This is a genomic window from Acinetobacter sp. ANC 4862 (genome assembly GCF_004336635.1).
Taxonomy (GTDB): Bacteria; Pseudomonadota; Gammaproteobacteria; order Pseudomonadales; family Moraxellaceae; genus Acinetobacter.
The window spans coordinates 1-26,026 of sequence record NZ_SJXH01000036.1; the positions used below are offsets into that span (position 1 = coordinate 1).

A 26,026-nucleotide genomic window follows, 5' to 3' on the forward strand; every position below is an offset into this window, starting at 1 on the left:
CGCCACGACCGCCATCACGACCACGACCGCCGCCATCACGACTACCGCGTGCAGGAGGTGGAGATGGCTCAAGACCTTCAATTTCAGACACGTTTAAACGTGCATCCAGGAAGTCTTCAAGCGCACGGATTTTACCGCGTTCACGGTAAGTCGCCAAAGTGATTGCATTACCTGTACGACCGGCACGACCTGTACGACCGATACGGTGTACATAGTCTTCGTTTTTCATCGGTAAACCGAAGTTGATTACGTGTGAAATTGTTGGTACGTCAAGACCACGCGCCGCTACGTCTGTAGCAACCAGGATTTTTGCACGACCTTCACGAATGCTGCGTAAACGACGGTTACGAACAGTCTGTGGCATAGCACCGTGCAGTGCTACAACTGATAGACCTGCTTCAGCAAGTTCTTCAGCCAACATGTCTGTATCTTCTTGAGTGCTTGCAAACACAACTGCTTGATCTACTGATTCATCAGATAACCAGTGAGTAAGCAATTTTTTCTTGTGTTCAAAGCCATCAGTCCAATGCAATGTTTGAGTGATGTCAGTATTTGTAGAGTGACCAGTTTCGATCGCAATACGCATAGGATTATTCATCATGCGTTCAGCAAGCGTGATGATACGCGGTGCAAACGTTGCAGAGAACATCAAAGTTTGTTTACGGTTAGCCGCTAAATCGCCAATTGCTTCTAGGTCTTCAGAGAAACCCAAGTCAAGCATACGGTCAGCTTCGTCGACGATTAACGCGTCAACCATGTCAAGTTTAATTTGACGACGGTTTACAAGATCAAGTAAACGACCTGGAGTCGCAACGACAACTTGTGCACCTTTTAATTGTTGAATTTGTTTACCGAAAGGCATACCACCCATGATCGCAGCAACACGAACACCTTTCATATGACGAACAAATGCAATCGCATCTTGACATACTTGTTGTGCTAATTCACGAGTAGGAGAAATCACAAGAATATTCGGTTGAGTAACCGCTTTCATGCGATCTTTAAATGATACAAGCGTATCTTGATTTGCTAAACCATTTAAAGTAGGTAACAAGAATGCAGCAGTTTTACCAGAACCTGTTTGGCTTGATACAAGAAGGTCTTTACCTTCAAGTGCAGCTGGAATCGCTTGTTCTTGTACAGGAGTTGGTGTAGTAAAACCTAAACCTTCGATCGCTTGTGTTAAAGACTCATCGAGGGAAAAATCAGCAAAAGTTTTGCTCATAGAGAGTGTTCACCCTGAAGTGGGTGCTCCATTTAATAAATTACAATATGGACATCGGCAAAAAGCGGCACAGCAAATAGAGCTGAAAAATAAGGATTCAGCAGCGATCCGAATAACGACGATGTGGATATAACGCACGTATATGATTACGGCCGCAAACCTGAAGGAATCGCTTAAGCGATTGGGGCGCGAAGGATATGTCCTCTCTATGGACAGGACGCGCATACAATGATTAGAAGATAATGTTCAGGTAAAGAACGGAAATTTAAGTGCGTGCCGGCATAATAACAGAATCATTTTAAAAAGTAATCATTTTTTTCGATCGAATTATGAATCGGTACTGTTTTTTTCAGTAACAGTCTATTTTACAACTCAATTTTGTTTATTTTTTAATCGTAAATTTTTAATCCCCCCACTCCTCTAATGTAATTCCTTAAAAGGGATCAAAACCAGTGTTAAAGATAAATATCAACTTTGCCTGGCAATAAAAAAGCCCTCACATAGAGAGCTTTTCTTTGTCATATCACTCGATTAAATCGGTATTACTTTGCGGCTTCACCCCAAGCTGGAACAACAGCTTGCATTAAAGGTTTGAGCATTTTCATAGAGCAAGCAATTACTTGACCATTGTCCATAGAATCGGCACCACCACGTGCATCCACTACAGTACCACCTGCTTCTTTTACGATTAACTCGCCTGCAGCGATATCCCAAGGTTTCAAACCAAGTTCGAAATAACCATCAAGACGGCCTGCAGCAACATATGCCAAGTCTAACGCAGCAGAACCTGAACGACGGAATTGTGCACCCGCTTCAGTCACGTTTAACAATGAATCAAAATGGTTTTTCGCATAAGAAATCACTTCACCGTTACGTTTATTACGGTAAGCATGACCTACAGCCAAGAAGGTCTTGTCTAGGTTGTCTTTAATATTTACGCGAATACGGCGTTGATTCATCATGGCACCGCGGCCACGACTTGCAGAGAAAAGCTCGTCTTTCACAGGGTCATAAATAACACCGTGTTGAGTTACGCCTTTATGTTGAACTGCAATTGAGATACAGAAATGTGGAAAACCGTTAATGAAGTTTAAAGTACCGTCCAAAGGATCGATCACCCAACACCAGTCAGCGTCGTGACCTTTACCTTCTTGCATACCAAACTCTTCACCAAGGAAGCTGTGGTTTTTATAGCTTTTACGTAGAGTATCGATAGTCAACTGTTCCAAATAACGATCTACACGCGTTACCGGACCATCAATCCCTTTTTCTTCGACTTGTAGATCGAGTTTATGACGATTTTGATGCGCTTTTAAAAGCTCTTGACCAACTAATTGAGCCGCACGCGCAGCCATAACCACCATAGGTTCCATTGAACACCCACTACAAATTTGAAGATACTGATAAAGAATAATGCATAAAAGCCCTCACATTTTAGCAAATATGAGGGCTTTTAGGGGAAAAATGTTTCTAAAATTTAATTCATCATGATGAAACGGTTTGCACAAGCTTTAGCCAAGCCAATTCAATTGATTTTTCAATACCTTTGGCATCAAGTCCAGCCTGTTGCAACATTTGTGCATGTGATGCTTGGTGCATGAAAATATCAGCTAAGCCTAAATTTAAAGTCGGTTTAACAATTTGTGCTTGAGCCAGATATTCATTGACCGCACTCCCTGCACCGGCCATCACCGCATGTTCTTCAACCGTCACAAATAAACTGGTGGTGCTCGCAAGTGCTGCAATCATCTGTTCATCTAAGGGTTTCACAAAGCGCATATTCACGACACGAACGCCAACTTCATGTATTTGTGCCAATGCTTGTGCTGCTTCAATCGCAACCGTTACACGACTACCAAATGCCAGAATACTAATCTGTTCATCTTGTTGTTCATTAAAACTGGCCACAATTTCTGCTTTACCAATCTCTAAAGCAGTCAATTGTTGTTGAATTTCAACACCGATACCATTTCCACGCGGATAACGCACAGCCGCAGGACCATTGTATTTATAAGCTGTATGCAACATCTGACGACATTCATTTTCATCTTTAGGCGCCATAATCACCATATTCGGTACAGTGCGCATAAAGGCATAGTCATAAGCACCGGCATGAGTTGGGCCATCTTCACCGACCAAACCGGCACGGTCGATGCCAAAGGTCACATCTAAATTCTGTAAAGCGACATCGTGAACCAGTTGATCATAACCACGTTGCAGGAAGGTCGAATAAATCGCCACTACTGGCTTTAAGCCTTCGCAAGCCATACCGGCAGCCAAAGTCACGGCATGCTGTTCAGCAATTGCGACATCGAAAAAGCGTTCAGGAAATTGCTTGGCGAACTGCACCATACCCGAACCTTCACACATTGCCGGTGTAATCGCGAGTAAGCGATCATCCTGGGCTGCTTCATCACATAACCATTGTCCAAATACATCCGAATATTTAGGGGCTATATTTACTACAGGCGTTGAATTTATTTTGCTGATCGCATGATATTTAATTTGATCTGCTTCAGCAGGTGCAAAGCCCTTACCTTTTTTGGTATAAACATGAATTAAACGCGGACCTTTACGTTTTTTCAGTGCCTCAAAAACTTGTACCAGTTGATTGACATCATGACCATCGAAAGGACCAAAGTAGTCAAAACCAATGGCTTTAAATAAGTTGTCTGCGGCATCTGTTGCGGCACTATGTAAACGAGAATTATAGGTCCATGCAGGATGCGGCTGAATATAAGCATCACCCTCATCGGATACATTCACCGAATGACCACGTTCCCAAATGGCAGCCAAGTGTTTGGCAAAACCGCCGGTACTGCATGAAATAGACATGTCATTGTCATTCAGCACCACAATTAAATCCGCATTGTGTGCCACCGCATCATTCATGGCTTCAAAAGCCATCCCCGCGGTCATTGCACCATCACCGATAATCGAAACCACTTCACATGGGTCTTTTTGATAACGACGTGCCAGTGCCATACCCAATCCAGCTGAAATTGCTGTTGAGGAATGGCCTACACCAAAAGTATCAAAGACTGATTCTTCACGGGATGGGAAAGCTGCCAAGCCATCTTTGGCGCGAATGGTGGTCAATTGCTCACGGCGACCAGTCAAGGCTTTATGCGGATAAGCCTGATGACCCACATCCCAAATAAGACGGTCATGCGGGGTATTAAAACAATAGTGCAAAGCCACCGTCAGTTCGATCACCCCCAGATTGGCACCAAAATGCCCGCCACTTTGTCCTGCTGCATACAAAATGTACTGACGTAACTCATCCGCCACTTTTTCTAATTGGCTGCGCTCGAGCAATCGTAATTGTTGGGGATGATCAATTGCATCCAGCAACGGTGTTACAGGGCGATGAGTCGGTATTTCTGTATACAACATAAATGGCAAAGCCTTCTAAAGCCTGGCAAATCCTAAGCTAGGTAAATGGGTTATTCGAGCACAAGCAAGTGTCGAATTGTATCACCTTTAAATCAGCCACATTTCTAGCGATGCAGTTTAGAGGCAGATCTCTACACTGGGTGTTTGTTCATGAGCGAGATTATCCTGAATAATCTTACTATTTATCAACCATTATCGTTCGCTTTATACAAAAAAGAAAATCTTCTGCATAATTTCATCATAGCAATTCTACCAATGTCCAAGCATTACGCTATACTTTAGCCAATTAATGAACTATTTGACGGGTTAAGCAGTGCCTATAGAATTTGTCGCAACATCAAGATTACCAACCGCTTTTGGTGAATTTAAAATCACTGTATTTCAAGATCCTCAAACCGGTGAAGAACATGTCGCACTTTCTAAAGGACTCGAAATTCCACCGACCGATCCGGTACTGGTTCGGATTCACTCTGAATGTTTAACCGGTGATGCCTTTGCCTCACTGAAATGTGATTGCGGACCACAACTCCAGGCCACCATGAAACTCATTAATGAAGTCGGTCAAGGCGTGATTTTATACTTGCGCCAGGAAGGTCGTGGTATTGGACTAACCAATAAAATTCGCGCCTATGCCCTGCAAGATCAGGGACATGATACCGTGGATGCCAATCTGATGTTGAATTTACCTGCAGATGCACGACGTTATGACATGTGCACCATCATACTGGATCATTTAAAGGTCAAACAGGTTAAACTGGTGACCAACAATCCTTCAAAAATTGCTGCATTAGAAGAACTGGGTATTGATGTAGTAGATCGTGTTCCCCTCACCGTGGGCTTAAATCCGTTCAATGCAGAATATCTAAAAACCAAACATGAACGCATGGCGCATATGTATAAGAAAGGCGATTTTTAAAAATCTGTTTTTCTACAAATCCACCCCAACCCTCCTTTACTAAAGGAGGGAGTTCCACCCCTCTCTGTTTAAGATAAGTGAAGTCTCCCTTTATCAAAGGGAGGTTTGGAGAGATTATTAAATCGTCATCGAGAAAATCCGGTTTTCAGGTTTTTTACGCTTTAAGTGCAAATCAAACGCCATACAGATATTGCGTACAAAGGGCTTCCCTTTTTCTAAAATCGTGACTGAACGGTTTTCGATTTTAATCAATTCATCCTGCTGCATTTCTTCAAGTTGCATCAACACTTCATCAATTTCAGGAAATTGCATCTCGGCATCCAACCATGACGTTGTAAACGTACACATCAAGTTCAGGATATGTTTACGAATCATTAAATCTTCTGTGTTGAGCAAATGCCCTCTATACACCGGAATTTCATTATTTTCCAAACGTGCGTAATAGTCTTCCAGTTTCTTTTCATTTTGGGCAAAGCTGTACCAGCTGTCGCTAATCGATGAAATGCCCAAGCCAATCATCACCTGCGTTTTTGACGCGGTATAGCCCATAAAGTTGCGATGCAAAGTCCCTTGCTGAAAAGACTGATACATGCCGTCTTTTTCCAAGGCGAAATGATCCATGCCAATTTCATGATAGCCATGTGCGAGTAATTTATTTTTACCCTCCTCATAGCATTGGCGCTTCAACTCATCTTTGGGTACATCGCCATCTTTAAAACCACGCTGACCATTGCCTTTAATCCAAGGCACATGTGCATAGCTATAAAAGGCCAAACGATCTGGCATTAAACGGTTGGTCTGGTCGATGGTATTCAGCACATCTTCCAGATTCTGGAACGGCAAACCAAACACCAGATCATGCGAAATCGACTCATAGCCAATCTCTCTCGCCCATTGTGTGACCCGTTCTACATGTTCAAAAGGCTGGATACGGTGAATGGCTTTTTGCACGTTTTCGTTATAGTCCTGCACTCCATAACTGACCCGACGAAAGCCCAAATCATACAGGGCTTGTAAATGCTCTTGGGTCGTATTGTTGGGATGGCCTTCAAAGCTAAATTCATGCTGGGGTGCGATTTCGGCTTTAGACAGAATGCCTTGAATCAGTTGTTGTAAGTGTTCTACTGAAAAGAACGTCGGCGTTCCCCCGCCCAAATGAATCTCTTTAATGACCGGCTTATCTTCAAGAAGTTCGCAATACAAATCCCATTCTTTCAGGACTGCCTGTATATAAGGCTGTTCCACCTCATGGCGTTTGGTGACCCGTTTATGACAGCCGCAGAAGGTGCATAAACTTTCACAAAATGGCAGATGGATATAAAGACTAATCCCCTCGCTTTGATTGGATTCATCAAAAGATCGTTTTAATGTTTCTTTCCAAAGCTGCAAAGAAAACAAGTCCTCTTGCCAATAGGGCACCGTTGGATAACTGGTATAGCGCGGCCCCGGAACATTATATTTTTGAATTAACGAACTTGCCGGCTTTGACATCAAGATTGCCCCATTTGAATTAACCACGCGGACCGAAGATACACAGTCTGCTTTTCCTTATTGTGCTGAGCTTGATCAATGAATTCAACCCAGCCTTTTAGTCGGAATATCTTGAATTTATTTTCCATTTTTAAAAAGCATTGCAGCTCCTTCCGATCAGATCAATTGGTAAAAATCCCTTAATTTTTTTATGATTTTATGTTTTGATGTATGCATTCTCTATCTTTCCCCATGAGGGTTCTGATGCAGCATCCTAATTCCGCTGATATTCAACGCGTTCGCGAATTTCTCCTCGATTTACAGGCACGTATTTGTGCAGGTCTAGAACAACGAGAATTAGAGAGTGGTGGCACTGCTCATTTTGAGATTGATGATTGGCAACGTCCAGAAGGTGGTGGAGGTCGTTCACGTGTTTTGCAAAATGGCACCGTGATTGAAAAAGGTGGGGTGATGTTTTCTCACATCAACATTTCAAAATTACCAGCGTCTGCAACTGAACGTCATCCACAAATTGCCGGTGCAAAAGCACAGGCCATGGGCGTGTCGTTGGTGATTCATCCAAAGAACCCCAATGTTCCAACCTCACATGCCAACGTGCGTTTGTTTGTGGCAGAACCTGAAGGACAGGATCCAGTGTGGTGGTTTGGTGGCGGTTTTGACTTAACCCCCTTCTATCCAGATGATCAAGATGTGTTGACCTGGCACCAGAAAGCCCATGATCTTTGCGCGCCATTTGGTGACATGGTTTATGCGGAACACAAAAAGTGGTGTGATGACTACTTCTATTTAAAACATCGCGATGAACAACGTGGCGTGGGTGGATTGTTCTTTGACGATTTAAATCAGTGGGACTTTGAAACCTGCTTTAAATACATTCAAGCAGTCGGTAATGGTTATCTGGAAGCGATCTTGCCAATTTTCCAGCGCCATCAGAATCAACCTTATACCAAAGCGCAACGCGACTTCCAGCTTTACCGTCGTGGGCGTTATGTGGAATATAATTTGGTTTATGACCGTGGCACCTTGTTTGGCCTACAAACGGGTGGTCGGATTGAATCAATTTTAGTCAGTATGCCGCCGCTTGCTGCTTGGTCGTATCGTCCGGAATGGGAAGAAAATTCTCCTGAAAAACGCTTAACTAACTATTATTTAAAACCGCAGGATTGGTTGACTGAACTTCAATAGTTAAAAATATATTTAAAACTTTAATCCCTTTTTCCATTTTGGATGAAGGGATTTTTTATATTCATTATTATCTTTGTACATAAAATTAGGTGCTTAGAACAATAAAAAAATTTAAATCAATATTTTCATGTCATCAAAAATTCATCATATTTTACTTATAATAATTCTACCGACATATTTCCTTACAGCACTAGACTCTGTAGATTTTATAAAATCGTTTAGACTGAGAAAATCAATTGACTATTCACACATATTTAAAAAGCACATATCAATTAAAAAAATCGTGCTTTAGGAAGCCTAGAATGTTAGATAAAGTTTTAAATCATAAGGTGATTTTATTTTGGTCCATTTTCACCCTAATCCTATGTTCCATCGCCATCACATTCTCATCAGACAATAACCTTTCTGATAGTTTCTCGATTACATTTACTGTCTTTGCAGGGTTTGCCTTGTTTTTTACCGCAGCAATGTGGCTAGAAGATATAGTTCATGAAATCTGTAATCCTTAATATTATTTCAATCCGCTTTAATTCTCTGAACCTGACTCCATTGCTTTTTATACTTGCTTAACTTTTCATTTTTCCCTGCTTCTGCCTTTAGCCTTGTTTAAAAATCACGTATATTGAATGCCATTTCCGCACATGGACCTTGTGAAATGAGCAAACAATTCGCGGTGGTTGGGCATCCCATCGAACAGTCACGTTCGCCAGAACTTCATCATGCTTTTGCCAAAAAAACAGGGATTGACCTGAATTACAGCAAACGTCTTGCTCCTCTTGATGGTTTTGAAGCCAATATCAAGGCGTTTTTTGCCGAAGGTGGTATCGGCATGAACGTAACCGTACCTTTTAAGGAACAAGCGTTTGCACAGTGCCAAGTCCTGACGGAACGTGCCAAAATTGCCAAAGCGGTAAATACGCTGTGGATGCAAGATGGCAAGCTGCATGGTGATAACACCGATGGTCAAGGCTTAGTGGATGCGATTAAAGCCCTGGATTGGAATCTAGACAATACCGATATTTTGATTATTGGTGCAGGTGGTGCAACACGTGGTGTGGTCTACCCTTTGGTTCAGGCTGGCGTGAAAAAAATCGTGATTGCCAATCGTACCCTTGTACGCGCTGAACAACTGGTTGCCGATTTAAAAGATGCAGTTCCACAAGCAACACTGGCTGCAATCTCTTTAGATGATTTGGCAGGTGAGTTTGATCTTGTGATTAATGCGACCTCTGCCAGCCTGAGTGGCGATGCTCTAGTTTTACCTGAATCTTTACAGTTTAAACATGCCTATGAAATGGCCTATGGCAAACCGTCGAGCTTTTTAGATCAGGCCAAAGCTCGCGGCATTCCGACTTCAGAAGGTTATGGCATGCTGGTGGGTCAAGCGATTGAATCTTTCTCCATCTGGAATGGTGTAAAGCCAGCACTGAAAGATTTTCTTTAACAGTTTGAAATAAAGCGATTGGAAAGAAGCAAACCCTTGCTTCTTTCTACTATTGCCCATAAAAAAAATTTAAACTGGCTTTTATGACCTCCTGCTTCATTCATTAAAGCGCATGAAAATGATTAAAATATTTACCTAACCAAAACTCAAGACAGACACTAACACTTTAATTTAATTATTATTTACAATATTTTTTTGCATGAAGCACATTTAAAATGTGAAGCGAATAATATAATCAGTTACATTAATAGCTAAATTCATCCATTTATAATTCGCCTTTCTGACATTTTTACAAGGCTACACCATCAATGTATTTTGATGAACAATGTGAATAATCAAACTATCGATTCGGATAATCCAAAACTATTTCTAAATTAGGATTAACATTATGCCAACTTATAAAGCTCCTTTACACGACATTCGCTTTTTAATGAATGAAGTTTTTGATTACCCAGAACATTACAAAACTTTATCAAATGGCGAAGCTGCCGATCCTGACACTGTAGACATGATTCTTGAAGGGGCAGCAGATTTTTGTGAAAATGTCCTCTCTCCTTTAAACCAGTCTGGTGATGAAGAAGGCTGTCATTTTGAAAATGGCGAAGTTAAAACACCAAAAGGCTTTAAAGAAGCCTATGACCAATTCGTGCAAGGTGGCTGGCAAGGTCTGTCTTATCCTGAAGAGTTTGGTGGTCAAGGCTTACCGATGTCACTTAACCTGATCAAATCTGAAATGATGGGAACCGCAAACTGGTCATTCACCATGTATCCAGGTTTGAGCATGGGCTGTATGAATACCATCATGCAGTTCGGAACCGAAGAACAAAAAAATACCTACATGCCGCATTTAACTGCGGGAACCTGGTCGGGCACCATGTGCTTGACTGAACCACAATGTGGTACAGACTTGGGACAAGTCAAAACCAAAGCTGAACCGCAAGCGGATGGCACCTATAAAATTACCGGAACCAAAATTTTCATCTCTGCAGGTGAACATGACCTGACTGAAAATATTGTCCATATTGTGCTTGCTCGCCTTCCCGATGCGCCAGCGGGAACCAAAGGTATCTCTTTATTTATCGTGCCTAAATTTACCCCGACTGCAGAGGGTGGCGTAGGTGAACGTAACCCTGTGACCTGTGGTTCAATTGAACACAAAATGGGAATTCGCGCTTCTGCAACAGCTGTTTTAAATTTTGATGCTGCGACAGGTTACCTGATTGGTGAACCGCACAAAGGTTTGCATGCCATGTTTACCTTCATGAACACTGCACGTATTGGTACAGCAGTTCAAGGGATTGCCCATGCAGAGTTGTCTTTCCAGGGTGCATTGCCATATGCCAAAGAGCGTATGTCTATGCGTGCGCTATCAGGCAAGAAAGACCCTGAACAAGTTGCAGATGCGATTATTCATCATGCTGACGTGCGCCGTATGCTACTGACGCAAAAAGCCATTGCTGAAGGTGGCCGTGCCATGATTTATCATGCTGCACAGCTTGCTGACAAAATGACCGATGCGCTGACCCAAGGTGACCAAGCGAAGTTTGAAGAATATGATGACAAACTTGGTTTCTACACGCCAATCTTGAAAGGTTTCTTGACTGAATTAGGTCTTGAAGCGGCTAACCACGGTATGCAAGTGTTCGGTGGTCATGGTTATATTAAAGAACATGGCATGGAACAAATTGCACGTGATGCGCGTATTGCAACGCTGTATGAAGGTACAACCGGTGTTCAGGCGCTTGACCTGATTGGTCGTAAAGTTCTGCTTTCTTCTAAAGGTAAAGTGGTTCGTGACTATACTGCTGAAATTTTGCGTTTCTGCGGTCGTCATGCACGCAACAAATATATGCGCCGTTTTGCATGGGATTTAACCAAGATTTGTGCACAATGGAATGCTTTAACGGTTCGCATCATGCTTGCAGCACGTAAAGACCGTGACATCGTCTCTTCAGCTTCTGTTGATTTCTTGATGTTCTCTGGCTATGCGATGATGGCTTACTATTGGGCGCAACAAGCGGCTGTCGCTTCTGAGAAACTGGAATCCGGTGACGGTGCAGAAGTTCCTGAATTCTATAAAGCAAAAATCAAAGTTGCCGATTTCTACTTCGAGCGTATATTGCCTCGTACTCAAGGTCATGCAGAAGCTATGGTGAATCCATCGAAAACCATGATTTCTTTAGCGCCTGAACACTTCAGCTTTGACTACTAAATTGTAAAGTTAGAATCAAAAAAAGAGCACTTCGGTGCTCTTTTTTATGCGCTACAATAATCCCAATGCAAGCTCAATCTTCCAAAGAATAGAATAATAAAAAATCAATCCGGTGACCGTTTAGATGAAAAAATTATTTTCGTTTCTGAGTCGCTTTTATCAGACTTATAGTGCAACTGTCCCTCTAAATGCCCATCATCTTGAGCAAAATTTTGATTCCCCTGATTCTGCCAACTTGGGTGATGCTGCCCAGCCGATTACACTGATCAGAACAGGACTGGGCAATGATCATATTCTTCAGGGATTAGCGCTTGATCTCAGGCACGAGCTTTTGTACACCACGCATGTCGAGGGCAATCCTGAACAAGGTGTGATGAATAGATTTAAATTGCACCACTCAAATTTATGGTCTGCTCAAGATGCGCAAAAACCCTCCTCTCTGATTGGTCATCAAGGTATTTCAGTCGATCCACAGAGTGACTTTATTTTTGCTTCTGCAGGAACTGGCATTTCCAATAAAGGTTGGTATATTCTCAAATTTCAATACACGCCCAATGCTGCGCCCAGTAACATCCAAGTCATTCAGGTATTTGATAAACGATACAGCAAGATTACCAACACCATGCCTTCGATCACACCGGATGGAAAATATCTACTGGTGCGAGGCAATAACCATAAAGTGAATGTCATCCGTGTTTTTAAATTGGATCTCATTACCCAAAAAAACTTAACCGATATTCGTTTTTTATATGAAGATGAATGGCCGATTGATTCAGACTTCACGCATGACAAATCTGCATTTCAAGGCCTGAGCACTGATGGAAATTATGTATATTTGTTAAGTGGAAATAAAAATAAAGGCCCTAAAAGAATTTATGTTTATGACTTCACCGGCAAACTGATTCAAAAAATGGATCATGTGACAATCGGTCATTTTGATTCCTTATCCAATCATGCCATCCAGTATTGGGAGCCAGAAGGCCTAACGGTAGATAGTCAAAACCATCAGCTCTACATTTTATATGCCATAGGCAATAATGGACAATTCTTGGGTCGTATTTACCGGATGAAAATTAACAAATAAAAGAACATATCTGATTAAAGAAACTCTTCCAGCACCGAATTTAAAAACACATGCGCCTGCTCGGTACAAGACAAACGGTTTTGATCTTCCACCATCAACTTACGTGAACGTAATGAACTTAAAAGTTCATCCAAACTTTCCAAATTTAAACCTGTACGCTCGTGATAAAATTTTGCGTCTACGCCATTATTTAAACGCAACGCATTCATCATAAATTCAAACGGCATGTCTTCATCTTCAATACGTTTAAGCTGAAGATGCTCAGCAGGAATTTTGGCTAAATAGTCTTTTGGCAAACGGGTTTTCTGGAAACGATACACGCCATCCGGCTGGGTCACTTTGCCATGTGCACCTGCACCAATCGCCAAATAATCGCCAAACTGCCAGTAATTTAAATTATGTGCAGACGGTTTTTCCTTACGCCAAGCCGAGACTTCATAATTCACAAAACCTTGAGCTTTTAAATAAGCTTCGCCTTGTTCCTGAATATCTTCCAACACATCTTCAACGGGTAAAACAGGTTGGGTACGGAAAAATACCGTATTCGGTTCAATGGTCAGTTGATACCACGACACATGCGTTGCGCCATTTTCTACCGCCAGTTTTAAATCCAGTAACGCCTGCTCTAGAGTCTGCTCAGGCAAGCCATGCATTAAATCGACATTAATGCGTTCAAAACCGGCATTGCCGGCCAAATGAATGGCATTAACTGCATCATCATTGCTATGAATACGCCCTAATTTTTTCAGGTGATCCGTATTAAAACTTTGCACACCAATGGAAAGACGGTTAATCCCAGCCTCTAAATAACCGGCAAAGGGATCATGCTCCACCGTTCCCGGATTGGCTTCCAAAGTAATTTCACAGCCATCTTCAAACGGAATAATATGTTTCAGTTGCTCGAACAACCATACATAACCTTTGGCAGAAATTAAAGATGGCGTACCCCCACCAATAAAGACACTATGAATCTGGCGACCTTGAGCAAAATCGAGCTGGGTTTTGAAGTCTTCAACCAAAGCCTGTAAATATTGCTGCTCTAAATCTAAAGACAATTTTCCATCCGGTACCGCATGCGAATTAAAGTCACAATACGGACACTTCCGCACACACCACGGCATGTGAATATATAAAGACAATGGAACAAGTGCAGGATTTAAATCAGCCAAGGAATAAGCTCAAAACAACAAAACAGGAAGATGAATATTTTAACATGACTGCATCAAGACTCTGAGAAATTCTCCGTGTTATTGTTTTAGACTAAGAAAAAGCCAACAAGAATAAATGCTTAATATGATGAAAATATCAGCCCAGTTACTCTTGCTGATGCCCTTAGCCATGGGTATTGGTATTGCCATGACGTTTCAAACGGCCATTAATAGCCAGTTAAGAGAATCTCTATATTCACCTTTGCAAGCCGCCCTTTTCTCCTTTTTGGTTGGTACAATAGTGCTCGCTGTGTTGGTGTTTTTTCAAAATGTTGATAAACCTAATCTTACAACTTTGGCTCAACTGCCGTGGTTTATGTGGCTGGGTGGGTTTTTAGGAGTCTATGCGATTAGTATCAGCATTTATACCGCACCCAAACTGGGGTTTCTCACGCTCACAGGACTGATTGTTTTTGGACAGGTCGTCACCTCAATGTTCCTCGATCATTTTGGTTTATTGGGCACAGAAAAAACAGCGATCAATTGGCAACGTCTATTCGGTGGCGTAGTGATTTTTATTGGTGTGCTTCTCACTTTACAACGCTAACCCCTCATTATTCTAAGCACATGATGAGTAATTTTTGTGTCTAATGTCTCGTCGCTTACAACGACCCGTTATGAATTAAAACAACTCTTCCATTTGATGATTCCAATTTTGGTGACTCAATTTGCCCAAGCCGGTTTGGGACTAATTGATACCATTATGGCGGGACATCTCTCCCCAACCGACCTTGCTGCCATTGCAGTCGGGGTGGGTTTATGGATTCCAGTGATGCTGTTATTTAGTGGCATCATGATTGCAACAACACCTCTAGTTGCCGAAGCTAACGGTGCACGTACGCCTGAAAAAATTGCCACCATTGCACGGCAGTCACTCTGGGTGGCCTTTATTTTGGGGATCATTGCTGCACTGATTTTACAAGTCATGCCATTCTTATTGCCTGTTTTAGGCGTACCTGAAGCCTTACTGCCTAAAGCAAGTTTGTTCTTGCACTCCATCGGTTTGGGTATGCCGGCTGTCACCATGTATGCAGCGCTACGTGGCTACTCGGAAGCACTGGGTTATCCACGACCTGTCACCGCCATTAGTCTGGGCGCCTTGGTTGCACTGGTTCCACTGAACTTTATTTTTATGTATGGCTTGGGTCCAATTCCTGAACTTGGCAGTGCCGGCTGTGGTTTTGCCACGGCTATTTTGCAATGGCTGATGTTCATTGCTTTGGCAACGTATGTATTTAAAGGCAAGGCTTACCGTAAAACCCAAGTCTTTGCGGCATGGGAAAAAATTGATCCATATTGGGTAAAACGTATTTTACAGCTCGGTTTCCCGATTGGTTTAGCCATCTTTTTTGAAGTCAGTATTTTTAGTACTGCCGCGATTGTTTTAAGTCCTTTGGGTGAAAACTTGGTAGCCGCCCACCAGATTGCCATTTCCGTGACCTCACAATTGTTTATGATTCCGATGTCACTCGCGATCGCACTTACCATACGTGTTGGCACCTATTATGGGGAAAAAAACTGGCTGGCGATGCGTAAGGTTCAGTATCTGGGATTACTGACGGGTACGATTTTAGCCCTTGCCACTATGGTATTGATTTGGTTCTTCCGCCCTGAAATTGTTTCCATTTACACTTCAGATTATGAGGTGGCACAAGTGGCGATGTATCTACTGTTATTCGCAATCGCCTATCAGTTGATGGATGCCTGGCAAGTTAGTGCCGCAGGCTGCCTGCGTGGTATGCAAGACACCAAAGGTCCCATGTGGATTACCATGATCGCGTATTGGGTGATTGCTTTCCCTGTGGGAATTTACTTGGCACGTTTTACCGAAATGAAAGCGGCTGGCGTTTGGGTCGGCTTGATTGTTGGTTTAACTGTTGCCTGTGTACTGTTATTGACCCGTTTATTTATAATGAATAACCGGATCAAAACAGCTTAAATATTTCGATCTCATTCCTTTTCTCATGAAAAAGGAATGAGATGAACAGCAACATGAATAAAAAATAAACACAAAAACTTCATCCATTTAAGCTTCAAAAAACGCTTCTAATTTTTAAAATCGAACATTAAAAATGCAGCTTTTAACAATTTAAAGTAGGCAATATCGAGTTTAACGCCTATGATCATTGAAACACATCTTTGATGATCCTGAGGAATATCGCATGGCAAAAACGGCTAGCACACCCGGTCGTCGCTTTATGAAACTTGCCACTATGACGGCGAGCATCGCAACTAAAACCGTCTCAAATTCAATCAAAAATTTTAATGCCGATGAAGAACAAAAAAATGCCTCGCGCAGTAAACTTTTTCAAGATATAGGTCTACAAATTGCGGACACCCTTGGGGAAATGAAGGGTGCGGTCATGAAAGTGGGGCAAATTGCGTCACAATATAAAGACATTTTTCCGCCTGAAGTCGCGCGCGCCATTAGCAAGTTACAGCGCCAAGCGCCTGCGATGCCTTTTGCTGAAATTAAAGCTCAAGTCGAAAAAGAACTGGGTAAGCCACTGAATCAAATCTTTAAACATTTCGATGAACAGCCTTTTGCAGCCGCTTCGATTGGACAGGTGCATAAAGCTTTTCTGCCGAATGGCCAGCAAGTTGTGGTTAAAGTGCAATATCCGGGTGTCGATGAAGCCTGCGAAAGTGACCTGAAACAGGTGCGTTTGGCTTTGCGTTTGATGGGTGTGCTGAAAGTCGATCGCAAATTACAAGATCGACTGTTCAAGGAAATTCAGGAAAGTCTGGACAATGAACTGAATTATGAGATTGAAGCGCAAAACCTCGAAGTGGCACATACCTTCCATAAAGCTTTAGATACTAAAATTATTATTCCGCAAGTATATAAAGACTATTCTTCACGGCATATTTTAACCTTGAGCCTAGAGCAAGGTGAAATTATTGAAACTGCGAGTAGCTGGTCTCTAGACACTCGAAATGAGCTGGGTCGCCGTTTATTCCGTGCCATTGGGCAAGAGATTTTCTATTTAAAACGTTTCCATTGCGACCCACATCCGGGCAACTTTGCCTTTCGTGAAGATGGCACGGTGATTATTTACGATTACGGTGGTGTAAAAACATTATCCAGTGCCACGGTGCAGCACTTTAAACATTTGGTGCAGTCTGCCCGCGAAGGCAATATTGTCGAGATGGAACAACAGCTGGATGCCTTGCATGCCATTTCCGAACAAGGGAAATTCCCGGCTGAATTATATAATCAATGGTTAGAAGTCCTGATGCGCCCCCTCACCACTATGTATGATTTTGAAGAAAACTCGGCGCATCATGATGGCATGGAGTTGCTCAAACCCTCATTAAAATATTGGGATGTATTTAAGCCTTCACCAGAAACATTGATGGTAAATCGTACCGTGTCTGGACATTACTGGAACATGATTCATTTAAAAATGCATGACAATCTCAATGACCTGTTTGATGAACTGGTGCCACCGCTTCAATAAATCCTTTTTAAAACCCAAATACAGCTCCTGATTTGGGTTTTATTTGCTAAATTTAATGTTATGTTATAACATATCTTTATTAACAATAATTTTGGAGTCCATCATGCGCGCTAATATCCATCCAGAATATCGTGAAGTCCTGTTCCATGACACCAATGCCGATGCCTATTTCATTATTGGCAGTACCTTGCAAACCTCACAAACCAAGAGTTACCAAGGTCAGGACTATCCTTATGTGACTTTAGATGTTTCAAGTGCATCGCATCCGTTTTATACCGGTGAGCAACGTCAAGCGAGTAATGAAGGTCGCGTGGCAAGTTTCAATAAACGTTTTGCGCGTTTCAAACGCTCACATTAACTTCATATTATTTTAAGATTTCAAGGTTAGGCTTAAAACTTGAAAAGCCCAAGCACTCTCCTCCAGCTTGGGCTTCTTTTTTATCTATTGTATTTTTTAGCTCAAACAGTATTCAGGTTTTATTTGCTGTGTAATAACCATTGAAACAGATAAAAACCCAATGCCAAAAATATTACACCCATAATCACACTTGAAATCACATAGCTCAAAGCCAGTGTAGTCTGACCATGTTTTAATAGCTGAAAGGTTTCCAGACCAAAACTGGAAAATGTGGTGAAGCCACCTAAAATCCCCACCATTAAAAACAGCCGTGCTTCATTTTGCAAGCTGGGAAATTTTTGGCTACAGGCAAAGAATATTCCTGCAAGCAGGCAGCCAAAAATATTCACCCACCATGTCGTCCAGGGAAATACGCTGGTCGGTTTCAGTAAAAATACCCCTGCGCCATAACGTAAACTTGCCCCAATCGCCCCACCCATCGCTACCAGTAACCAGCTCATTTATTTCATCCAGTATCAGGTGTGCACAACCCGTGTTTTATCCACAGCCCTGTTTTCATTGAACAATACTTTTGCATGATTCTGTATTTTTTACAAAGAAATAATGCTGAATAAAATGCATAAAAATTGCTATAGTCTTGCGGTTAAATTGACTATTTATATGAACTGAGGAAATCATGGCTCAAGATTTATTGGCACAACTTCAAGCAGGCGAAGCGAAATTTGCAGATGTGATTGCATATATTGAAGCCCGTTATAATCACACGCCAACAGCATTTAAAAATGGGCAACAAGCCAATGCTGCCACTGAAAATCAAGGCAGTGCGAAAGTGTTCTCTTTTGCACAATTAAACGGTTTAGATCAGGCGCAAACTTTAAGCCTGTTTGCTGAACATTATGCTGCCGTGCTAGCGACACCTGAAGCCACCGATCACCAGAATATTCGCCAGTTTATGCAAAATGGTTGGGATGGCATTCAATTTGAAGGTCAGGCTTTAACTACAAAATAAGTTTCTATATAAGTCTTAGAATATAAAAAGCCCGCTTTAATAAAGCGGGCTTTTTACTCCTCCCCTTTCCAAAGAGAGGCTTTAAAAGGATTAACCTTTTACTTTTTCAATCCATTCAATTGAACTGACACGGAATAATTCGCAGGCACCATCGCCGGTATCTGTCGGGGTTAGAGATGAAGTCCAGACCAAATCTTTATCTTTAATTTCGACCAATTCGCCTTTTAAACGCACCAGATCGCCCCGTTTTACATTTTTAATTTGCTTGGCAATTTGCGGGTTTGCCGGAATGATGTGCATATTTGACACCATCTGCATGGCTTGATCGGCAGGCACAGGCAGACGATCGATCTTCCAATTTAAATAACGGTCATATTGATTGACGGAGATATGTCGTGCAATTTCAGGTTCGGCAAACAAGCCCCAACTTACAGCATAATCAATCGGCGAAAACTTGGCCTGTTCATCGTTGGTATAAATTTTAGAGCCTAAAATACGAAAATCACCTCTAAAGGATTGTAGCTTTTTAATCGACTGGTCTTTAGCAACCGGCGCCAAACCTTTAGAAATATTATGATCGACAGATGCGCTGGCGCTCACTTGTAACATGCAAGTTGCAAGTAAAGCACTGAATAATAATTGTCTAGTCATCTGCATACCTCAAAACGAATTTCTTTATTTTCAACTTTTATCTTAAGTCATGAAACTTAAATCACCATATGGACTTGGTAACAATCTAGATATATTCAGTCACTTTTTTGTCTTATTAATTGACTGAAATATCCAGTAAGCTAAATAGATATAAAGAAAAATTAAGCGATCAATGATTTATAAATTTTATCAACAGCATATTTTTCCGCATTTACTCAATCAAGTGATGCAAACGCCCAGTCTGATGGATCAACGTCGGGAATTACTGTTACCGATTTCAGGTGAAGTTCTGGAAATTGGCTTTGGTACCGGGGTGAATCTGCCTTTTTATCAAAATGTCGATACGTTATACGCACTCGAACCAAATGCAGATATTTATCAACTGGCAAGCAAGCGCGTGCATGAAAGTGCGATACATGTCCAGCATGTTCAGGCCAGTGCAGAAAAGCTGCCTTTTGCAGATAACAGCATCGAGCACATTGTCAGTACCTGGACTTTATGCAGTATTGAAAATTTACCTCAAACTTTAACTGAATTGCACCGTGTACTCAAACCGAGCGGTACTTTGCATTTAGTCGAGCATGTTCTGTATCAGGACAACAAGACACTGAAGCATTTACAGAATTTACTGACTCCGATTCAAAAGCATTTGGCTGATGGCTGTCACCTGAACCGTAATACTGAACAAGCGCTGATAGATGCGAATTTCCGCTTTAAAGAACAACATTATTTCGATGCTAAAGGGATTCCTAAAATTGGCAGTCGCATGTTCTTTGCCCGTGCGCAAAAAGCTTAGCGATTGAATTCACTTGACCTTAACCCTCTGCTCAATACATCCGTTACCCAGATTCAATCTGGGTAAATTGTTTAGCTACACCACATTAATCATTAAAGTCGATGCGAACCGTTTCAAAACGAACCCGTCCATCACGAATCGCTTGGGCAATCGCCTGTTGCCCTTTAGTGAGTCGTGCGCCACCACTTTTAATATCAATCAGCACCACCTCTATATCCTCTGCCCGACCTTCGCCATCGCGTAGGTCGGTATAACCATCAAACACCACGTAATCGACCGGATCACCCAAGAATTTGGCATCACTGGGCAAGTATTGAAACTCGGGCATAATCGGTGCCATTTGCTCTGCCATTTTGCCTTTTAACACTGCACGACTGGTATTGACACTACGCTTTTGTGCATGGATTAAAGCCTGTTGATGCTCTAGCTCCAGCTCAGCAATGTATTGTTCATACTCTGCTTTGACCCGTCCATTTCGAGTATTGCTTAAAATCAGGGTGGTTAATACCACTCCTATACACCCACCAATCAACATTGCCATCCAGATGGACATTATTCTTTCCTAATTCAAAAATTTACTACCACATGACATGCATCTTTAAGACTTTTGTCATGTGTCATATTCATCGCATCAAACAATGATATGCTAGGGCGGAGCAGAATAAAATCGTCAGGGTCATGAAAACAATCTTAATTGCAAATCAAAAAGGTGGATGTGGTAAAACCATTACCGCAATCAGTCTGGCTGCGGCTTTAGCACAAAAAGGTTATCGGGTTGCACTTGCCGATGCCGACAACCAAAAATCAACTATGCAATGGCTTAAACACCGCCCTGAAGATGCTGCACCGATTCAAAGCCTGGACTGGCGTCCTGGAAAATCGTTTGATAATGTGCCTAAAAATTTAGAATATCTGATTATTGATGCGCCCGGGGCACTTTCTGGTGAACACGCAGAGCAACTGATTAGTGAAGCTCACGCCATTATCACCCCATTACAACCCTCATTTTTCGATATCGACAGTACGCGCCGTTTCTTAAAACATTTACAGGACATCAAGCGTATTCGTAAAGGTAAAGTGCAAATTTTACTTCTGGCCAATCGCGTTAAAGCCAATAGTGCCAGCGCTAAAGAAATTCAGGATTTTTTCAACAAAATTGAACAGCAACCTGTCGCCTGGATTTCTGAACGCACCGCTTATAGTCAGTTGGCAATGCAAGGTCTAACCGTATTTGATAAAACGCAAAAAAATTATTTAAGCATGCAAAATCAGTGGCAGCCGGTTTTAAATGCCATTATTGATGATCCGACCAAATGGTTTTAGGGTCTTATAAGGTCTAGCTGTCCGTCTAGAAGCAGTGTTTGCTTATTGATTATTCACTAGAAGTTACTCGGCATTCATTTTCGCGAGCTTTTTTTTCAGTTAAGATGGCATGGACCTTAGAAACAAATCAGTGAATGCAGTGCAACAGTACGCGCCAACATTACAAAAAGTATTATTATTTGGATTGTTTTTCATCCTCCTTTTTTTGAGTTTTAACGTCCTCAAATACTTTATTGTGCCTGTACTTTGGGCAGCCATTATTGCCTATATGACCTGGCCCTGGTATCAGTGGATTTATCGCAAGTCTGGCTCACGTGCCACGCTGAGCGCGACCATTATGATCAGCCTGATTATTTTGCTGATCGGTATTCCGCTGACCTTCGGTATTTTCATGCTGCAGCATGAAGGTCGAAATTTATATTATGAATTGCAAAAACAGGTATTTTCAGGTCATTTAAATGTTCCGCAATTTATTCGCGACTTACCGTTTATAGGTAAGGAAATCAGTCGAACCTTAAATGATATCAATACCAATCCGAACAGTATTGTACAAAATGTTTCCATCTGGATTCAGGGTCATCTCAATTATGGCCGTTTCGTTTTAAATGAAATTGGTAAAAACATCGTCAAGCTATGTTTTGCGGTCTTGTCACTGTTCTTTTTCTACCGTGATGGTCAAACCATTCTGAACCAGGTCAGCAAGGCTCTGGAAATGATCATTGGCCCACGGATTCATCATTATTTAGATACCATTTCTGAAACGACACGTGCTGTAGTGTATGGGGTCGGTTTAACTGCGGTGGCGCAAGCAATATTAGCCGGCTTAAGTTATTTTGTTGCCGGTGTGCCCAACCCAATGGTACTGACCATTGTGACCTTCTTGTTGGCACTAATTCCGTTTGGAACACCCATAGCTTACGGTTCAGTTGCATTATGGCTGTTCTCTCAAGGACAAACTATGGAAGCTATTGGAGTGATGGTCTGGGGTGTCTGTATTGTCAGTACTTCGGATAATGTGATTCGTCCACTGGTGATTTCAGGTGCCACCCAAATTCCGTTCCTGCTGATTATGTTCGGGGTGTTAGGGGGTATTGCGAGTTTTGGTCTGGTCGGTCTGTTTATTGGTCCGGTGATTCTTGCAGTGTTGCTGGCGATTTGGCGTGAATGGCTACATGAAACCAATGAATTTGGTCCCTTCATGATGCCGAAATCGACCATGGCATATGATCTTGACGATGATAAAGATGAAAACAATCCAGATAAAACTTAAGCTTAAAGTTTAAGAAACTCATACATTCAAATACTTAATCATTATTGAATTGCATCTGATGCCTTGTTTGAATGATCAAGGTCATAATAAAACAAAAGGATGCAACTCAATGTCTTCTTCACTATTCAAATTAACGACGCTCTGTGCCATTGCAGGTTTTGCAATGGTGGGCTGTGCCAACTCCCCTACCTCATCTCATGCAGCTCACCATCAGACAACCGTTCATGCGGTATCGGCTCAAGGAGTCGGCAAAGCCATTGGTACGATTAACTTCAAAGACAGTCCAGCGGGCTTAGTGCTGATGACTGACTTGGCTGAACTGCCACCCGGCCCACACGGTTTCCATATTCATGAAAAAGGTTCTTGTGACCCGGCTGAAAAAGATGGAAAAATCGGTGCGGCGATTGCAGCGGGTGGTCACTTTAACCCGAACCAAGCACCACATCACGGAACGCCACTTACCGGTCATTTAGGGGATTTACCTGTATTAAATGTCGATGCTCAAGGTAACGCAAAAGTTACTTTAGTGGCACCACGTTTAAAAATGGCGGATGTTCAAGGTTTAGCGATTATGGTTCATGCCGGTGGTGATAACTATTCCGACCAACCGAAACCTCTGGGTGGTGGCGGAGATCGTATTGCCTGTAGTCTGATTAAATAATTGTCCTAAAAAATATAAACAAAAAGCAGGCGCAACGTCTGCTTTTTTTGCTCCATAAATTGCGAAAATAATTCAATCAACTTCCTGAATTAAAACGATCATAAATTGACACGACAAATAAAAAAGCTCACGCTGTATCCACAATAATTGATCTTTAGAAAAATCGTGAATAGCCTGAAAGATTTGCTTCAACGCTTTAAATCCAATTCAATTCTGATCTATTGCTTGCAAATTTTTATTGTCCTGACCGGAACCACCTTAGGCTTGCTGTTTTTAGGTTATGAAGCCTTAATTGTTCCAGTCACGTTAGGTGCCATTGCTACTGCCCTGACCGACTTTGATGATCGCCTGAGTATTCGCTTACGTAATCTGGTCTATGTCTGCATTCTGTTTTTTGGCGTCAGCAGTATTCTTGAATTTCTCTATCCTTATAAACTTCTTTTTATTCTGTATTTATCCTTGTCGAGTGCCGCTTTTATTTTAATGGGTGCACTGGGACAGCGCTATGCCACCATTTCTTTCGGTACCATTTTACTCTCCATTTACACCATGTTTGGACTCGGTGAATACAGCCAATGGTATCAGCAGTCGAGCTATTTTGTGCTGGGTGCGCTGTGGTATGGCCTGACGTCAATTATCTTTTATTTGCTCAAACCTACACAGGCTGTACAAGACAATTTGGCTGCCAACTTCAATGCAATTGCGGCATTACTGTTGGCCAAAGCCCGTTTGTTTGATCCCGATAATACCGACAACATTGAACCGCTGCTGTATGAGCTTTCCTTAAAAAACAGTGAAGTGGTGCAAAGCCTGAATACCACCAAGGCATCGTTACTCACCCGTTTAAAAGCCTCGCGTGCCAATAAAAACACCATTTACTGGCTCAATCTTTATTTTCTGGCGCAAGATATTCATGAACAGGCAACATCTAACTATTTGCATTACGAAAATATTCATCAAAACTTTAGCCGTACCGACCTGATTTTCCGGATTCAGAAAAATGTAAAATTGCATGCCCTCTCCTGTCAGAAACTGGCGCAGAATATTCTTACCCATAAAAGTTATCAATCGAATCCAGACACGGATCTTGCGATTGCCAATTTAGAAAACTCGATTCAATTATGGATTGAAGAAAATCCGCAGAATTTAGAGGTAAAAAACCTGCTGCTGATTTTGCGTAATTTGAAAAAAATTCAGGAACAGTTTTTAAATTTAAGTCATGAGCAAAACAATTACCGTCAGAATTATTTACAGCATCAGGAAAATCTAAATTTACTGGACGATGATATTCATGATCTTCCCGATTTATGGCTAAAACTGAAACAGCATCTCACCCCAAATTCAGCGCTGTTCCGTCATGCGGTTCGGATTGCCTTTGTATTTGCCGTCGGCTATGCCATCTCGTTATTGCCTTTTTCCAAAAATGGCTACTGGATTTTACTGACCAGTTTATTTGTCTGCCAGATCAGTTATTTCGCCACCAAAAGCCGTTTGAAACTACGAACTTTAGGTACAGTTTTAGGTGTGCTATTCGGCATTCCAATATTGTATTTTGTACCGAGTATTGAGGGGCAACTGGTTCTGACCATTATTTCTGGCGTGTATTTTTTCTATCTGCGTTCCAAAAAATATGCCATGGCCACACTAATGGCAACCTTAATGGTGCTGCTGATTTTCAACTTAAAAGGCGCCGGATACGCCATCATTTTACCGCGCATTATTGATACCCTTTTAGGCTGTCTGATTGCCTGGTTTGCGGTCAGCTTTATCTGGCCCGACTGGAACTTCCGTAATATTTCCAGCACCATCAAAAAGAGCAATCAAGCGACACTAGAGTATTTCGATGCGGTAGTGAAGCAATACCAGTTCGGTAAAAACAACAGTCTGGATTACCGTCGTGCGCGTCGTACTGCCCATAATGCGCAAATTGAACTGTCGAGTATGATTTCCAGTCTCAGTACCGAACCCAACCCCAATCAGGCATTGATTCATTCTGCCTTTCGTTATCTGGTGTATAGCCACAGTCAACTCAGTTATATTTCGGCCTTGGGCAGTCACCGTGAACCGGTTCAAGATGCTCAAGTGCTGGATTTAATGCTGTGGTGTAAAGACACTTTATTCGCTGTGCTGTTACAGCAACAGCCTTTAGCTGAAGATAAAATTCAAGACAAGCTCAATGAAATTAAGCAGATGAGTGAGCAAGAAAACCTTTCTGAAGATTTATTATTAGTACTGAAACAGATTAGCTTATTACTGGAAACACTGCCTGAACTGTTAAATTTGAGAACCGAATTATGGGCGCAGGAAATCAAATAACCCGAGTTCATCACTTGGTT

General features: G+C 41.9%; 24 protein-coding genes. 16 read left to right on the plus strand and 8 right to left on the minus strand.

All coding sequences use genetic code 11. The features are described from left to right. From E0409_RS13515 to dxs, 3 genes are all read right to left on the minus strand, one after another. Positions 1–1,225, minus strand: a 1,225-nt coding sequence (locus tag E0409_RS13515) for a DEAD/DEAH box helicase (protein ID WP_131291632.1), incomplete at its 3' end; no start/stop codon positions are given. 542 nt (positions 1,226–1,767) lie between these two features. Next, positions 1,768–2,598 (minus strand): inositol monophosphatase family protein, encoded by an 831-nt coding sequence (locus E0409_RS13520; protein WP_131291634.1) that lies wholly within the window; start codon positions 2,596–2,598, stop codon positions 1,768–1,770. A gap of 112 nt (positions 2,599–2,710) precedes the next feature. Next, positions 2,711–4,621 carry a 1-deoxy-D-xylulose-5-phosphate synthase gene (gene dxs, locus E0409_RS13525; RefSeq protein WP_131291636.1) on the minus strand — a complete coding sequence of 637 codons (1,911 nt, stop codon included), beginning with the start codon at positions 4,619–4,621 and terminating at the stop codon, positions 2,711–2,713. Between the two features lie 313 nt (positions 4,622–4,934). On the opposite strand from dxs, the gene ribA reads away from it, so the two are divergent. Beyond that, complete coding sequence (gene ribA, locus E0409_RS13530; RefSeq protein WP_131291638.1) at positions 4,935–5,537, plus strand: GTP cyclohydrolase II; 603 nt, start codon at positions 4,935–4,937, stop codon at positions 5,535–5,537. Positions 5,538–5,654: 117 nt separating this feature from the next. On the opposite strand, the gene hemN is transcribed toward ribA, so the two are convergent. Then, positions 5,655–7,028, minus strand: a complete 1,374-nt coding sequence (hemN, locus tag E0409_RS13535) for an oxygen-independent coproporphyrinogen III oxidase (protein ID WP_131291640.1) — start codon at positions 7,026–7,028, stop codon at positions 5,655–5,657. Positions 7,029–7,271: 243 nt separating this feature from the next. Between hemN and hemF the strand changes: the two genes are divergently transcribed. From hemF to E0409_RS13560, 5 genes are all read left to right on the plus strand, one after another. Continuing rightward, positions 7,272–8,213, plus strand: coding sequence for an oxygen-dependent coproporphyrinogen oxidase (hemF, locus tag E0409_RS13540; protein ID WP_131291642.1), 942 nt, complete (start codon positions 7,272–7,274; stop codon positions 8,211–8,213). Positions 8,214–8,515: 302 nt separating this feature from the next. Then, positions 8,516–8,722, plus strand: coding sequence for a hypothetical protein (locus E0409_RS13545; protein WP_131291644.1), 207 nt, complete (start codon positions 8,516–8,518; stop codon positions 8,720–8,722). Between the two features lie 146 nt (positions 8,723–8,868). Beyond that, positions 8,869–9,657 (plus strand): shikimate dehydrogenase, encoded by a 789-nt coding sequence (aroE, locus tag E0409_RS13550; protein ID WP_131291646.1) that lies wholly within the window; start codon positions 8,869–8,871, stop codon positions 9,655–9,657. Between the two features lie 388 nt (positions 9,658–10,045). Next, positions 10,046–11,869, plus strand: coding sequence for an acyl-CoA dehydrogenase C-terminal domain-containing protein (locus E0409_RS13555; protein WP_131291648.1), 1,824 nt, complete (start codon positions 10,046–10,048; stop codon positions 11,867–11,869). Between the two features lie 124 nt (positions 11,870–11,993). Then, positions 11,994–12,953 carry a phage baseplate protein gene (locus E0409_RS13560; RefSeq protein ID WP_131291650.1) on the plus strand — a complete coding sequence of 320 codons (960 nt, stop codon included), beginning with the start codon at positions 11,994–11,996 and terminating at the stop codon, positions 12,951–12,953. Positions 12,954–12,967: 14 nt separating this feature from the next. On the opposite strand, the gene hemW is transcribed toward E0409_RS13560, so the two are convergent. Beyond that, positions 12,968–14,122: a radical SAM family heme chaperone HemW gene (gene hemW, locus E0409_RS13565; RefSeq protein ID WP_131291652.1), complete on the minus strand. Its 1,155-nt coding sequence runs from the start codon at positions 14,120–14,122 to the stop codon at positions 12,968–12,970. 124 nt (positions 14,123–14,246) lie between these two features. Here hemW and E0409_RS13570 point away from each other — a divergent pair, with 124 nt between their 5' ends. The 4 genes from E0409_RS13570 to E0409_RS13585 all read left to right on the plus strand — a co-directional run bounded on the left by E0409_RS13570 (position 14,247) and on the right by E0409_RS13585 (position 17,980). Then, a complete protein-coding gene (locus tag E0409_RS13570; protein WP_131291654.1) occupies positions 14,247–14,708 on the plus strand; it encodes a DMT family transporter in 462 nt (153 codons plus the stop codon). A gap of 36 nt (positions 14,709–14,744) precedes the next feature. Continuing rightward, positions 14,745–16,100 carry an MATE family efflux transporter gene (locus E0409_RS13575; RefSeq protein WP_131291656.1) on the plus strand — a complete coding sequence of 452 codons (1,356 nt, stop codon included), beginning with the start codon at positions 14,745–14,747 and terminating at the stop codon, positions 16,098–16,100. Positions 16,101–16,323: 223 nt separating this feature from the next. Next, a complete protein-coding gene (locus E0409_RS13580; protein WP_131291658.1) occupies positions 16,324–17,622 on the plus strand; it encodes an ABC1 kinase family protein in 1,299 nt (432 codons plus the stop codon). A gap of 103 nt (positions 17,623–17,725) precedes the next feature. Then, on the plus strand, positions 17,726–17,980 hold the full coding sequence (locus tag E0409_RS13585) for a type B 50S ribosomal protein L31 (protein WP_131291660.1): 255 nt from the start codon (positions 17,726–17,728) through the stop codon (positions 17,978–17,980). A 119-nt stretch (positions 17,981–18,099) separates the two neighbouring features. Here the strand turns inward: E0409_RS13585 and crcB are convergent, their stop codons facing one another. Then, complete coding sequence (gene crcB / locus E0409_RS13590) at positions 18,100–18,480, minus strand: fluoride efflux transporter CrcB (RefSeq protein WP_131291662.1); 381 nt, start codon at positions 18,478–18,480, stop codon at positions 18,100–18,102. A 176-nt stretch (positions 18,481–18,656) separates the two neighbouring features. Here crcB and E0409_RS13595 point away from each other — a divergent pair, with 176 nt between their 5' ends. Continuing rightward, positions 18,657–18,989 carry a HopJ type III effector protein gene (locus E0409_RS13595; protein ID WP_131291664.1) on the plus strand — a complete coding sequence of 111 codons (333 nt, stop codon included), beginning with the start codon at positions 18,657–18,659 and terminating at the stop codon, positions 18,987–18,989. Between the two features lie 90 nt (positions 18,990–19,079). On the opposite strand, the gene E0409_RS13600 is transcribed toward E0409_RS13595, so the two are convergent. After that, a complete protein-coding gene (locus tag E0409_RS13600) occupies positions 19,080–19,640 on the minus strand; it encodes a hypothetical protein (RefSeq protein WP_131291666.1) in 561 nt (186 codons plus the stop codon). A gap of 172 nt (positions 19,641–19,812) precedes the next feature. Between E0409_RS13600 and E0409_RS13605 the strand changes: the two genes are divergently transcribed. Next, positions 19,813–20,436 (plus strand): class I SAM-dependent methyltransferase, encoded by a 624-nt coding sequence (locus tag E0409_RS13605; protein ID WP_131291668.1) that lies wholly within the window; start codon positions 19,813–19,815, stop codon positions 20,434–20,436. A gap of 85 nt (positions 20,437–20,521) precedes the next feature. On the opposite strand, the gene E0409_RS13610 is transcribed toward E0409_RS13605, so the two are convergent. After that, complete coding sequence (locus tag E0409_RS13610; protein ID WP_131291670.1) at positions 20,522–20,989, minus strand: Holliday junction resolvase-like protein; 468 nt, start codon at positions 20,987–20,989, stop codon at positions 20,522–20,524. A 125-nt stretch (positions 20,990–21,114) separates the two neighbouring features. On the opposite strand from E0409_RS13610, the gene E0409_RS13615 reads away from it, so the two are divergent. The 4 genes from E0409_RS13615 (at position 21,115) to yccS (ending at position 26,006) form a co-directional block, all read left to right on the plus strand. Further along, on the plus strand, positions 21,115–21,759 hold the full coding sequence (locus E0409_RS13615) for a ParA family protein (protein ID WP_131291672.1): 645 nt from the start codon (positions 21,115–21,117) through the stop codon (positions 21,757–21,759). A gap of 139 nt (positions 21,760–21,898) precedes the next feature. Beyond that, entirely contained in the window at positions 21,899–23,029 is a 1,131-nt protein-coding gene (locus E0409_RS13620; RefSeq protein ID WP_165541343.1) for an AI-2E family transporter, read from the plus strand. 163 nt (positions 23,030–23,192) lie between these two features. Further along, a complete protein-coding gene (gene sodC, locus E0409_RS13625) occupies positions 23,193–23,690 on the plus strand; it encodes a superoxide dismutase [Cu-Zn] SodC (RefSeq protein ID WP_502699836.1) in 498 nt (165 codons plus the stop codon). Between the two features lie 165 nt (positions 23,691–23,855). Then, a complete protein-coding gene (gene yccS, locus E0409_RS13630; RefSeq protein ID WP_131291677.1) occupies positions 23,856–26,006 on the plus strand; it encodes a YccS family putative transporter in 2,151 nt (716 codons plus the stop codon). Positions 26,007–26,026: the final 20 nt, after the last annotated feature.

Bases quoted from the DNA above. Each gene is read 5' to 3' on its own strand.
- E0409_RS13520 (WP_131291634.1), bottom strand. From the start codon at position 2,598: ATGGAACCTATGGTGGTTATGGCTGCGCGTGCGGCTCAATTAGTTGGT.
- dxs (WP_131291636.1), bottom strand. From the start codon at position 4,621: ATGTTGTATACAGAAATACCGACTCATCGCCCTGTAACACCGTTGCTG.
- hemN (WP_131291640.1), bottom strand. From the start codon at position 7,028: ATGTCAAAGCCGGCAAGTTCGTTAATTCAAAAATATAATGTTCCGGGG.
- hemF (WP_131291642.1), top strand. From the start codon at position 7,272: ATGCAGCATCCTAATTCCGCTGATATTCAACGCGTTCGCGAATTTCTC.
- E0409_RS13545 (WP_131291644.1), top strand. From the start codon at position 8,516: ATGTTAGATAAAGTTTTAAATCATAAGGTGATTTTATTTTGGTCCATT.
- aroE (WP_131291646.1), top strand. From the start codon at position 8,869: ATGAGCAAACAATTCGCGGTGGTTGGGCATCCCATCGAACAGTCACGT.
- E0409_RS13555 (WP_131291648.1), top strand. From the start codon at position 10,046: ATGCCAACTTATAAAGCTCCTTTACACGACATTCGCTTTTTAATGAAT.
- E0409_RS13560 (WP_131291650.1), top strand. From the start codon at position 11,994: ATGAAAAAATTATTTTCGTTTCTGAGTCGCTTTTATCAGACTTATAGT.
- E0409_RS13570 (WP_131291654.1), top strand. From the start codon at position 14,247: ATGATGAAAATATCAGCCCAGTTACTCTTGCTGATGCCCTTAGCCATG.
- E0409_RS13580 (WP_131291658.1), top strand. From the start codon at position 16,324: ATGGCAAAAACGGCTAGCACACCCGGTCGTCGCTTTATGAAACTTGCC.
- E0409_RS13585 (WP_131291660.1), top strand. From the start codon at position 17,726: ATGCGCGCTAATATCCATCCAGAATATCGTGAAGTCCTGTTCCATGAC.
- crcB (WP_131291662.1), bottom strand. From the start codon at position 18,480: ATGAGCTGGTTACTGGTAGCGATGGGTGGGGCGATTGGGGCAAGTTTA.
- E0409_RS13595 (WP_131291664.1), top strand. From the start codon at position 18,657: ATGGCTCAAGATTTATTGGCACAACTTCAAGCAGGCGAAGCGAAATTT.
- E0409_RS13600 (WP_131291666.1), bottom strand. From the start codon at position 19,640: ATGACTAGACAATTATTATTCAGTGCTTTACTTGCAACTTGCATGTTA.
- E0409_RS13605 (WP_131291668.1), top strand. From the start codon at position 19,813: ATGATTTATAAATTTTATCAACAGCATATTTTTCCGCATTTACTCAAT.
- E0409_RS13610 (WP_131291670.1), bottom strand. From the start codon at position 20,989: ATGTCCATCTGGATGGCAATGTTGATTGGTGGGTGTATAGGAGTGGTA.
- E0409_RS13615 (WP_131291672.1), top strand. From the start codon at position 21,115: ATGAAAACAATCTTAATTGCAAATCAAAAAGGTGGATGTGGTAAAACC.
- sodC (WP_502699836.1), top strand. From the start codon at position 23,193: ATGGTGGGCTGTGCCAACTCCCCTACCTCATCTCATGCAGCTCACCAT.